The following is a 10,957-nucleotide window of genomic DNA, read 5'->3' as shown; positions in this document are numbered from 1 at the left end:
GTTGCAGTTCACGGCCTTGCCTGCGTAAACGGCGGTTTTGTGCAAGTGCTGAAAAATTCGAGGTTTGACAAGCACTACAAGGCATGGATAGACCTTGGACGGAGACCGGAAAGCCTGGACCTGGATGGGATAAAAACGCTTGAAGGCAGGCAAATACTCCAGCAAACCCCAGCACGCGTCCTTGGCAAGAGGCCGGATTTGTTGAGGAAAAGGAGGGTAATTTCAATAAAGTCTTCGGTTGTGGAGGGATTGATAATTGCGGAAATTTATGCAGAGTGCGGGACATACATAAAGGAGCTTGTGAATTCCGATGGCGGGAGGACAAGGCCGAGCATTGCAGGCCTTACAAAGTCCAAGGCGCAGTGCAGGAGGCTTGTTATGAGCGGGGTCGAAGACGTTTTTTTGGAAACGTGCCTTGGGAAAGCAACTTAATTGTGCCCGGATTGAATTTATTATCCTTGAGGCTATCTGGATGAAATGGCAATTGCAGAGATTGTTTTTGCCTGAAAGGGTGTTATGATTGGAAAGCTTGCTTGGTTTTGGATTGCTTCTTTCAGCCGGATTCACAGGCTTGTGCGCATATTACGACATTGCAAACAAAAAAAACATACCCGAAAGGCTGTTGCATGCCTTTCTTGCAGTTGCCCTTTTGCATGGAATCTTTTTCCTCAGCCCGGATTTGTTTTTTTTCGGCCTGGCGCAAGCGGCGGTTATAGGGGCGATGGGCTACTCTATTTACCGACTTGGGCAGATTGGACTTGCAGATGTTTATGTCCTGTGCTCAATAGCAGTACTGGTGCCAGCCCAGATTATAGAGTTTGACTACGGCTACGCAATAGCCAGGCAACAGGTTCCCTTTGTGGTGCCGGTGTTTTTCATCTCGGGGCTTGCCTTTGTGGCTGTCATGTATGTTTATTACCTGGCAAAAGTCGCGCATGGCGTGTTTGGCACCGTCTCTGCGAAAGACGGACAGGGCAAAAAGGACAGGGGTTTGATGCAAGATGGCAAGAAAGCCAAACTTGTCGTGTGCATGCTGACATTTGCTGCAAGCCTTGCAGCGTTTTTTTTACAGGTATCCGGAGGCGGGGACAAGAGTATTGTAATTGCAACCTTTGGCTTTGTTATTGCAAGCATGTGCCTGTTTTTCGGCCTTTTTGGAAGGCAGATAAAAGACGGCATGATTGAGTGGGTGCCTGCACAAAGCCTTGACGTGGAGGAAGTTGTTGCGGTTGAAAAAATCCCTGCCGCAATTGCAAAAAAATTCGGCATTGCCGCATTGCTTGACAGGAAAAACCTTGAGGCAATAAAAAAATCAGGCCTTGGCAGGGTCCCGATTTATTCTGGAATGCCCCCGTATTTGCCGTTTATTCTGGCAGGGGTTTTGGCGGCCATATTTTTTGGCGGGCAGCTCATCACTTTTCTTGTATCTTTTTGATTAACCGGACGGATTAACCGGGAAGATTTGCGGAATTAGGCCAGGCATTTCAGGCAATAGTGGTGAGGACAAAAAATCCAAAAAACGCCCCGACTGCCGAGCAGGCAAGATTGGTGGTTGCCTTGTTGCCAATGCCCTTTTCTTCAAGTATGCCGATTAGGGAGTCTGCAATGCAGCCCAAAAACCCGACAAGCGCTATTGCAAGAACCTTCCAAATGCTGATTCCCGGGAAAACGAAATAAGAGCAGGCGCCAATCAAAAGCGCCCCGTCAAAGCTCATAAGCGTGCCGAATTTTGAGATTGCGCCTGACACCCCGCGCTTCACCTTTTTGAAGTTGCCAAGGGAAACCGGGTCGTCGGAAAGCACCCCAAGCTCGGAGCCGAACTTGTCTGCAGTGATTGCAGCAAGCGAGCCTATGAAGGGCCACGGGCCAATGATTGGAAGAAAGACAACGCAGATGAAAGGAACAATGCCGTTGGCAAGAACATTTTCCCAGGAGCGCTCATGTTCGTAAATGCCAAGCTCGCGCTTTTCCTCATATCCGTGCTTTGTCACAGCCACGCTTGCAAAAAGGAAAACAAGCATCATGGCAAGATATTGCCAGCCTCCAAGCAAAAGCAGGCCAAGCCCGAATGCAAGCGCAAGTGCAGTCCCTTTGAAATCAAGAAGTGCTGCTTTCATGAAAATCGACCGTGCTTTGTTATGTATGCAAATGCATATTTAAAATTAGGGATGCAAATTTCCAACCATGGATTTTGCCGACAAGCACAGCCCAAAATCATTTTCCGAATTTGTTGGGAACAGGGAGGTTGTAGATGAGCTGAAAAAATGGGCCCTGGAGTGGCAGAGGGGCAGGCGGCAAAAGCCAGTCCTGATTGTAGGGCCCACAGCCTGCGGCAAGACCTGCCTTGCGCGCCTTGTGGCAAAGGAATTTGGATGGGAACTTGTGCACTCAAGTGCCTCTCAAAAGCGCTCTGCCGCCCAGATTGAAAGCGGATTTTTGCTTGCCGCAAGCACAACTGCGATGGATGGCGGCAGGAGGCTTGTACTTTTTGACGACGTTGAATGCGTGTGGCAGCAGGACAAGGGCGCAACTGCAGCCATAGCGTCACTTTTGCAAAACAGCCGCCAGCCAACCATCCTTACTGCCACAGATGCATATGACAAGAAAGTTGCACAGCTCAAATACCATTGCACGGTTGTGGAGCTAAAGCGGCCAACCGCCATTTCAATAAGAAAAGTTCTGGAGAGGATAAGGGATGCCCAGGGGCTTGCTGCAGACGATGGAATGCTTGAGCTTGTGTCAAGGAATGCAAACGGCGACATGAGGGGCGCAATAAACGACTTGCAGGCAAGAAACACCGAGGCGACAAGGGACAGGGAAAAAAACATATTTGAGACTGTACGGGGAATAATGAAGGCAAGGGCATACGGAGAGGCGAAAGGCGCTTATTCGCAATCCGGACAGGAGCATGATGAGGTAAAAGCCTGGGTTGGCTGGAACATTCCACTTGAGTTTGATGGCGGGGAGCAGGTGGCGGGAGAGCAGGAGATAGAGGCAATGGCAAGGGCTTTTGGGTGCTTGTCGCGCGCGGACATGTTTGACGGCAGGATAAGGAAAAGGCAGTATTGGGTGCTTTTGCGCTATTCTTCAGATCTTATGAGCGCGGGTGTGGCACTTTCAAAAACAGCGCAAACGGCAAAATTCGTCAAGTATGAACGTCCGCCTTTTTCATACAAATTTTCAGCCCAGTTTGGCGCTGCAAGGCAGATCAGCAGAAAAATAGCAAGGGTGGCGCACTGCAACATAAAGGAATCCGCGTGGTATTTGCCACTCGTTGCAGACGCTTTCAAAAAATCCCCCCTTGAAGTGAAGAGTTTGTATGGATTCGAGGATGAGGAACTTGCAACCATCTGCAAGGCAACGGAAAGCACGATAAAAAAACTTCTTGAAAAAGCACAAGCCCAAGAAAACGCAGCGAGTGAAACCAAAACAAAGGAGGATGGCACAGAAGCAGTGAAATCTTTGGGTGAAAAGGAGGCGCTGGTGAAAAAACCGAAGAAAACCGAAGAATCCGACAATGCCAAAAAGATTGAAAAGAAAACAATGGCTAAACTTGGGGAAGAAGGCTCAATCGAACCGGCAGGCAAAAAAATGGAGGCGGATGCTGGTGCAAAGGCCGCCAAAGCCATTGACACTGCCGCAAGGAAGAAGGAAAAAAAATTAAGCGACTTTTTCTGAAAAAGTTTTTCTGATTAGAAGAATTTCAGCCTTTCAAGAAACTTGAAAAAGACGAATCGCCATGCATTTTAATTTTTTTTCCATATTTGCACCAGTTCAGCTGCCGCAGGCAGGCCTGTGGTTTGCCCTTTGCCCCGATTTGCCAGCTTGAATTGCCTGCCTTGCCTGCTCTTCAATGATAGGAATTGCTTCTTTGGAAGTTTTTATCCCGCCGTTTCTTGAGACTTTAAGGATGCGCGATTTTACGGCATCCTCGTCGCGGCACAAAAGCACAATTCTTGAAAGGGCGTGTTGTGCGGTTGTGATATACCCGGACTCCTTTGCAAGACTTGCTGCAAACTCCTTGATTTGCGCATGTGTTGGCATCCTCGAAGGCCCAAGCCTGTTTCTTGAGCTGCCTAGTGCCATATAGGCTTTCACCTCCACATAGTGCGGCTTTGCATGTTTGATAAATGTTGCATAACCTTCAATCCCATGCATGTTGTGGTTTAAGGCAAGTGTCATGCGAAGCACTGTGCGCGTCATTGCCTTGTCAACCTCCCCCTTGCCGACACGTGCCAGGTAATCAAGCGAGCGGCAGTACTTTTCCCAGGCATCAGGAATCAGGGGGACGACGATTTTTTTGTATTCCTCTTTTGTGGGCGAGTTGAAGGACAGGTAGAGCTGGGTTGGCATTGCCCCCTGTTGCTCAAGCCTCTCAAGCACCTGCGGGTTTGAGCCGTTTGATACAAGAAAAGTGGTAAGTCCGCGCGCATGGTATTCCCGAATAAGCCGGGGCAAATGTGCGTAAAGTGTCGGCTCGCCGTCAAGGGATATCGCAACGTGGATTGGGTCGGAGGACTCCCTGTGCTTGGCCATGTCTGTTTTTGCGCTTCCGGGAAATCCGTTTAGCAGCTTTATTTGCGCCATAATTGACTCTGAAGCAATAATATCCGGCGGGTCTGTGCCGCCGTGCCAGCCTGAGTAATGGGCCGACGTGTCGCGCCAGCAGTGTATGCAGGAGTGGTTGCAGTATGGAACTGCCGGAGACATCTGCACGCAGCGGTGGCTTTTGATGCCATAGAAGCTTGCCTTGTAGCATGCAGCCTCTCCCCTTATGGATTTTTTTGTCCACATGCACACCTTGACAGCAGCGTGCATGTTTGAGCCGACAAAGTAGTAGCCTGCGCTTTGCTGCTTTTTTACCATCTGCGCGGCCATTTTATCAGCGATTGATGGAGCGCTAGTTGGAGCGTGGGCTGGGTTTTCGCTTAAATCCAGCGTGGGGTTGTCGGACTTTTCAAGCATGATTTTCAAGCAAACACCTTGGAGTTTGTTATATGGCGGTATTTGTGATTATATTCTTTTTTGTGCAAATTTAGGCCATGCCTGAAATCAAAAAAGTGGTCCTTGACACAAATGTCCTCATGCTCCCATACCAATTCAGGATTGATGTGGCAGGCGAGGTTGGAAGGCTTGTGGATGGAAAATATGTTTTTGTCACAACAAGCAAGGCGCTTGCAGAGCTTGAAAAACTAAAGGAAACAAAAAAAGTCAGCTCAAGGGCCGCAAGGCTTGCGATTTCCTATGCAGGGCATCTCAAAAATAAAGGTCTTCTTGAAATAATAGAAAGCAGCATGAAAGTGGATGATTGGATTGTGGATTATGCAAGGAAAAGCGCCGGATGCATAGTGTGCACAAACGACATGCTTCTCAAGGCGCGGTTAAAAGGTTGCGGAGTGCGGCTGCTTGGGCTGCGCTCAAAGGACCATCTGGATTTTGTCTGAAAAACACAAAAACAAGCACACGACGGTTTGCCGTGTCTGTTTAAGGCATATTAATTATTTCAACGGTGCCGATTTTTTTGGCGGCAGGGAAAGCGCGCAGCCGCTTGCATCCCTGACGGCCTCCAAAAATGCCTCGGCATAGGTCGGATGGGCGTGTATTGTGCTTGTTAGCACGTCAACTGGCACCTTGTTTTTTACTGCAAGTGCAGCCTCTGCAATCAGGTCGCTTGCATTGGAGCCTGCTATGACTGCCCCTGCAACAAGATTGTCTTTCACAAAGACCTTGGCAAACCCAACCCTGTCCCCTGATGCAGTGGCCCTGCCAAGGGCTGCAAACGGGAACCGCCCAACCGCCGCGCCAACACCTGAGATGTCACCCACTGCGGCAACCTCTGGCACAGTGAAAATGCAATAGGGGAATACGCCATCAAAGGAGCAGTCCTGCCCTGCGATATTGTGTGCCGCAATCACGCCCTGCTCGCTTGCAACGTGCGCAAGACCGCCGCCAGCAACGTCCCCCACAGCATAAATATTTGGAATGCTTGTGCGCATGTGTTGGTCAACTATAATGCCTTTTTTGTCAGCCCTGACACCAAGGCCCAGGACATCCGCGCCTATGTTTGGCTTCTTGCCTATAGCAATGACAACCAAATCCGCATTGGTTGCCTGCCCAGTGTTTAGCGTGACTGTTGTGCCCTCGATTTTTTCTACGCGAGTGTTTGTCATGATTTTTACGCCAAGTCCGGCAAGGCTTTTTGCAACAAGCTGGCTTGCCTCCAAATCAGCAGCGCAGATGAGCCTGTCGGCAAGCTCAATCACAGTAACTTCGATTCCAAAGGATGCGAATATGCCGGCATACTCAACACCCTCAACGCCGCCGCCTATTATGATAACTGATTTTGGACATGACTCAAGTGCCGAAACTTCCTCGCCTGTAATGACTTGCGGCCCATATGAAACTCCGGGCAGGTGTATTGGATGCCCGCCGGTTGCCAAAACAATATTTGTTGCCTCGACAAGCCTTTCACCCACCCTGACTTGAGAAGGGGACTCCAGCCTGGCCTCGCCTTCCAAGCACTCTACCCCGTGGCTTTTGAGAAGCAGACTCACCCCCTGGCTGACGGTGCTTGCAGAAAGCCTGCAGCGCTTAAGTGCTGCGGAAAAATCAAATTCGATTGCAGGGGCCCGAATGCCAAACTGCCCAGGATTTTTTAACTTGCGCGCAAGCTGCGCACACGAAACAAGCGCTTTTGTTGGAATGCAGCCTGTGTTGGAGCATACCCCGCCCATTTTTCCTTTCTCAACAAGCGCAACGCGCTGCCCAAGCTGTGCAGCCCTAACTGCGCACATGTGGCCTCCCGGGCCGCTTCCAATTACAACAACGTCGTATGCCATTGCGCCAACTCTTCAGGACAGATTTGCTTTGCAGCCTACACCCGATCAAGCCACTGCAGGCTGGAATAAATTTTTGAGGCGTTTTCAGTTGCCATAAGCTCCTTGAGCGATACGTCGCTTTTTGCAAGCGTTGCGCCAAAAGCCAGTGAAAAACCCTCCTTGACTGCCTGCGATGCCTTCTGGTATGGAATGTCAAGGCCAGTCACGCGCTCTTTTACAGACGAAATCAGCTTGCCGCGCATCTTTTCATCCGGAACTTTGAGGAGGGAAAACATTTTTTCAACATCTACCTGCAGCAGGATTGTGCCGTGCTGCAGCATCACCCCGTTTTTCCTTGTTTGCGCATTGCCCGAGAACTTTTTCCCCCCAAGCACCAGGTCGTTGAGCGGGGAAAACTGGCCCTTGATTCCTATGCTTTCAAGGCCCGATAAAATTGCCCCGCAGACAAGCTTGTAGGACTCAAGAATGTTGTCAGGATAGATTTTAGTCACAAACGAATAGGTAAGCTCTGCGTCGTGGAAGACTGCCCCGCCACCTGTCGCCCTCCTCACGATGTCAACGCCAAGCTCCCTGCACTTGTCAACGTCGACCTCTTCACGCAGCCTCTGAAAATAGCCGATTGAAACCGCCGGAGGCTTCCAGCGATAAAGCCGCAGGCATGGAAATGTCCCCTGTCCAGCTGCCGCCTGTTCCATCAGAACCTGGTCAAGTGCCATGTTCCAATATGCACTGTGATAGTCGGTTTCAAGAAGCCTGATTTGTTTGTTTTCCATAGTTATCACACAAATTATAATCGGTTTATGTTGATTTTATTGGCGTTGGCGTCTGCATAATCAAATGGTTCGGCTTTAGATTCAACCCGCCTTGTTTTCACCTTCAAAACAGGCTGCAATGGCCTGCGACAGCTGTAGCTGGTCAAACCCGAACACATCTATACCCTTAAGCAAAACGGAAAGCCTCTGGTTTACGGCTGCTTGGTTTGCCTCAACCCCCACAAGGCCCTGCTCTATCTCAACTATTTTTTCTTCAGGGTGGAGGAAAAAATCCCCTGTGATTTTTATCTTCCTTATGTGGTTGTCATATTCGACAAAAACCTTCAGAAGCTTTCCTGCCTTAAAGACGCTTTTCCCTGTTTTTATTTCCATTGCCAGCCCACCTCCAGTTCCTGCCGCTGCCCTTCTCTGGGCTATCAGTGATTTTTCAAACGCCTCTGCTGCTTTGTAAGAGCTTCTGACAAAAGGGCCTGCAACAACCATCTTGAAGCCCTTGCCAAGCCCGATCTTCTCAAGCTGCCCGAATTTTTCAGGGGTAACGTATTCTTTTACTGGAAGGCATTTGGTATTTGGACGAAGATACTGGCCTATTGTCAGTATGTCAACCCCAACGCCGCGCAAATCATCCATTGCCTGGGATATCTGTTCCTGCGTCTCGCCAAGCCCAAGCATAAGCGCAGATTTTGTCACAACCTGCGGCTTGAGCCGCTTTGCATTTGCAAGGACAGCAAGAGATTGTTCATAGCCTGCCCTATGGTCCCTGACCGATTTTTGGAGCTGGCGGACGACTTCAATGTTGTGGCTTAGTACATCAACCCCCGACTCCAATACCTGCGACAGGCACTGCCCGTTTCCGCGAAAATCAGGTATGAGTGCCTCCACAGTCACACTTGGCCTGTCGGCTTTTATTGCATTAATCGTCTTTGCTATATGTGAGGCGCCCTGGTCGGGCAGGTCGTCCCTTGCAACACAAGTCAGCACAACGTGCGCCAGGCCCATGCGCCTGACTGCAAGCACGACATTTGCAGGCTCATCTGCCTCAAGCGATTCTGCGCGCGCTGCCGTAGGGCAGTTGCAAAAATGGCATCGCCTGGTGCAGGTGTTTCCCATCAAAAGAAATGTCGCCGTGCCTGCGCTCCAGCACTCGCCCCGATTCGGGCATTTGCCGGTCTGGCATATTGTATTGAGCTTCAAGTCGCCTAGGGCGGATGACACTTTTTGGAAAAGTACAATTTCGCCGCCTGTTGGCGGGCGTATCTTGAGCCATGGCGGCAGCTTTGATTCCATAAACACAGCCTTAATGCAAGTTTATAATGGCGATGACGCGAGCAATAAGACAAGACAGCCCCACGGTGTGGTTTTGGTTTTTGGTTTTGTGCAGTTCGTTTATTTTTCAGCCCACCGCAGATTTGGCTTTCTTGCAGCAAGAACGCCGTCCACGCGCCCGACAGGGGTGTTGATGGGTGCATCGTGCAGCACCTTGGCATTTGTCTTTGATTCCTGCGCTATTTGAATCATTACCTGGGCAAACTCGTCAAGGGTTGCCTTGCTTTCAGTCTCGTTTGGCTCAATCATCAGGGCCTCCTTGACAATAAGCGGGAAATAGATTGTCGGTGCGTGATAACCATAGTCCAAAAGCCGTTTTGCAATGTCCATTGCATGCACGCCATTTTCCATCTGCCTGCTTGCAGAAAGCACAAATTCATGGCAGCATGTCCTATTGTAGGGAAGGTCGTAGTAATCCTTGAGAATGTGCATAAGGTAGTTGGCGCAAAGCACTGCTGACTCTGAAACACTGCGCAAGTCAGGCCCCTGGCTTCTTATGTAGGTATATGCCCGAAGCGCAACGCCAAAGTTCCCCCAGAATGCCTTTACCTTGCCAATTGAGTCCGGTTTTGCATAGTCCAACGAGTAAGTGCCGTTGCTTTTCACAATCCTTGGGACGGGAAGGTATTTTTCAAGTTCCCGCGTCACGCCAATGGGCCCGCCGCCTGGACCGCCGCCCCCATGAGGGGTGGAAAAGGTCTTGTGCAGGTTTATGTGCATCATGTCAAAGCCCTGGTCAGCCGGCCGCGTGATTCCAAGCATGGCATTCAGGTTAGCCCCATCACAATACAGCAGTGCCCCGGCTTCATGCACCATCTGCGCTATCTTGCCTATGTTCTGGTCAAACAGGCCAAGCGTGCTTGGATTGGTAATCATCACAAGTGCGGTTTTGTCGCTTAGGGCTGCACGAAGCGCCCCAAGGTCCATGCCCCCGGCTCCGTCGCTTTTTATCTCAACTACTTCAAAGCCGCACATTGCAGCACTTGCGGGGTTCGTGCCATGCGAGCTGTCTGGAAGTATGACTTGAGTGCGCTTGGCGCCAAAATGCTTCTTTGCAATCATGCAGCAGGCAAGCTCGCCGTGCGCGCCTGCGGCAGGCTGGAGGCTGAAGGCAGAGAATCCGGTGATTTCGCACAGATAGTTTTCAAGCGAGTGGAGGATTTCCAAGGCCCCCTGGCAGCACTTTTCCGGCGACAGGGGATGAAGCGATGCAAAGCCGGAAAGGCGCGCCATGTCTTCATTGACTTTTGGGTTGTACTTCATTGTGCAGCTTCCAAGCGGGTAAAACCCGTTGTCAACGCCGTAGTTTTGCCTTGAAAGGGCCGTGAAGTGCCTGACAACATCAACCTCATTTAGGTTTGGAAGCGGCAGGCTTTCCCTTGCAAGGCCCGCAGGAATTGCCGCTTTTTCAAGCGTCCCCTCTTTTGCGCAAGGCACGTGCCCAGTTGGCTGGCTGTTAAGTTCGAACAAAAGTTTTACAACCATATTTACACCGTTTGCACCGAGATGAAAACATAAGTATAACAGACCATGTATTCTGCATTCACAGGCGGGATTTCACCGTATCAATGAATTTTTCAATATCTTCACTTGACGTAAGCTCGGTGCAGCACAAAAGCCATAAATTGTCCCCCAAATCAATCCCGCCAAGCATGCCTTTTTCAAGCAGGGCGGAATTGAGATTTTCCACTGGAACAGGGCTTTTCACAACAAACTCGTTGTAAAATGCCGACTTGTTTTCTGGAACAAATCCCAAAGCCACAAGTTTTGCCTGAAGCGTATGCGAAGCGTCAATAGAGAGAAGGGCGACATCTCGCAGGCCACGCGCGCCAAGAAGCGACAGGTAGATTACGGTTGCAAGGGAGTTCAACCCCTGGTTTGTGCATATGTTGCTTGTCGCCTTTTCGCGCTTGATGTGCTGCTCGCGGGCCTGAAGGGTGAGGATGAATGCACGCTGCCCGCGGGTGTCAACACTCATGCCGCACAGGCGCCCAGGCATCTTTTTGACAAACTCGTTTT

General features: G+C 50.3%; 10 protein-coding genes. 3 read left to right on the top strand and 7 right to left on the bottom strand.

Annotated features, from left to right (window positions below; translation table 11 throughout):
- Positions 1–520 precede the first annotated feature (520 nt).
- Positions 521–1,435: a hypothetical protein gene (locus tag FJZ26_01610; protein MBM3229102.1), complete on the top strand. Its 915-nt coding sequence runs from the start codon at positions 521–523 to the stop codon at positions 1,433–1,435.
- 49 nt (positions 1,436–1,484) lie between these two features.
- Here FJZ26_01610 and FJZ26_01605 read toward each other — a convergent pair whose 3' ends face one another.
- A complete protein-coding gene (locus FJZ26_01605) occupies positions 1,485–2,117 on the bottom strand; it encodes a DUF92 domain-containing protein (protein MBM3229101.1) in 633 nt (210 codons plus the stop codon).
- 67 nt (positions 2,118–2,184) lie between these two features.
- Here FJZ26_01605 and FJZ26_01600 point away from each other — a divergent pair, with 67 nt between their 5' ends.
- On the top strand, positions 2,185–3,678 hold the full coding sequence (locus tag FJZ26_01600; GenBank protein MBM3229100.1) for an AAA family ATPase: 1,494 nt from the start codon (positions 2,185–2,187) through the stop codon (positions 3,676–3,678).
- Between the two features lie 96 nt (positions 3,679–3,774).
- Here the strand turns inward: FJZ26_01600 and FJZ26_01595 are convergent, their stop codons facing one another.
- Complete coding sequence (locus FJZ26_01595) at positions 3,775–4,974, bottom strand: 4-demethylwyosine synthase TYW1 (protein ID MBM3229099.1); 1,200 nt, start codon at positions 4,972–4,974, stop codon at positions 3,775–3,777.
- Between the two features lie 68 nt (positions 4,975–5,042).
- On the opposite strand from FJZ26_01595, the gene FJZ26_01590 reads away from it, so the two are divergent.
- Complete coding sequence (locus FJZ26_01590) at positions 5,043–5,444, top strand: hypothetical protein (protein MBM3229098.1); 402 nt, start codon at positions 5,043–5,045, stop codon at positions 5,442–5,444.
- Between the two features lie 54 nt (positions 5,445–5,498).
- Here the strand turns inward: FJZ26_01590 and lpdA are convergent, their stop codons facing one another.
- The 5 genes from lpdA to FJZ26_01565 form a co-directional block, all read right to left on the bottom strand.
- Positions 5,499–6,839, bottom strand: a complete 1,341-nt coding sequence (gene lpdA / locus FJZ26_01585; GenBank protein ID MBM3229097.1) for a dihydrolipoyl dehydrogenase — start codon at positions 6,837–6,839, stop codon at positions 5,499–5,501.
- Between the two features lie 35 nt (positions 6,840–6,874).
- Positions 6,875–7,612 (bottom strand): lipoate--protein ligase family protein, encoded by a 738-nt coding sequence (locus FJZ26_01580; GenBank protein ID MBM3229096.1) that lies wholly within the window; start codon positions 7,610–7,612, stop codon positions 6,875–6,877.
- Between the two features lie 81 nt (positions 7,613–7,693).
- Positions 7,694–8,899: a lipoyl synthase gene (gene lipA, locus FJZ26_01575; protein ID MBM3229095.1), complete on the bottom strand. Its 1,206-nt coding sequence runs from the start codon at positions 8,897–8,899 to the stop codon at positions 7,694–7,696.
- 99 nt (positions 8,900–8,998) lie between these two features.
- A complete protein-coding gene (locus tag FJZ26_01570) occupies positions 8,999–10,423 on the bottom strand; it encodes a glycine dehydrogenase subunit 2 (protein ID MBM3229094.1) in 1,425 nt (474 codons plus the stop codon).
- Between the two features lie 58 nt (positions 10,424–10,481).
- Positions 10,482–10,957, bottom strand: a 476-nt coding sequence (locus FJZ26_01565) for a glycine dehydrogenase (protein MBM3229093.1), incomplete at its 5' end; no start/stop codon positions are given.

The organism is Candidatus Parvarchaeota archaeon, from assembly GCA_016866895.1.
In the GTDB taxonomy this organism is placed as follows: domain Archaea; phylum Micrarchaeota; class Micrarchaeia; order Anstonellales; family VGKX01; genus VGKX01.
Note: the sequence above shows the minus strand (reverse complement) of the source record. Positions and strands in the feature narration are given on the sequence as shown.

Bases quoted from the DNA above. Each gene is read 5' to 3' on its own strand.
- FJZ26_01605 (MBM3229101.1), bottom strand. From the start codon at position 2,117: ATGAAAGCAGCACTTCTTGATTTCAAAGGGACTGCACTTGCGCTTGCA.
- FJZ26_01600 (MBM3229100.1), top strand. From the start codon at position 2,185: ATGGATTTTGCCGACAAGCACAGCCCAAAATCATTTTCCGAATTTGTT.
- FJZ26_01590 (MBM3229098.1), top strand. From the start codon at position 5,043: ATGCCTGAAATCAAAAAAGTGGTCCTTGACACAAATGTCCTCATGCTC.
- lpdA (MBM3229097.1), bottom strand. From the start codon at position 6,839: ATGGCATACGACGTTGTTGTAATTGGAAGCGGCCCGGGAGGCCACATG.
- FJZ26_01580 (MBM3229096.1), bottom strand. From the start codon at position 7,612: ATGGAAAACAAACAAATCAGGCTTCTTGAAACCGACTATCACAGTGCA.
- lipA (MBM3229095.1), bottom strand. From the start codon at position 8,899: ATGGAATCAAAGCTGCCGCCATGGCTCAAGATACGCCCGCCAACAGGC.
- FJZ26_01570 (MBM3229094.1), bottom strand. From the start codon at position 10,423: ATGGTTGTAAAACTTTTGTTCGAACTTAACAGCCAGCCAACTGGGCAC.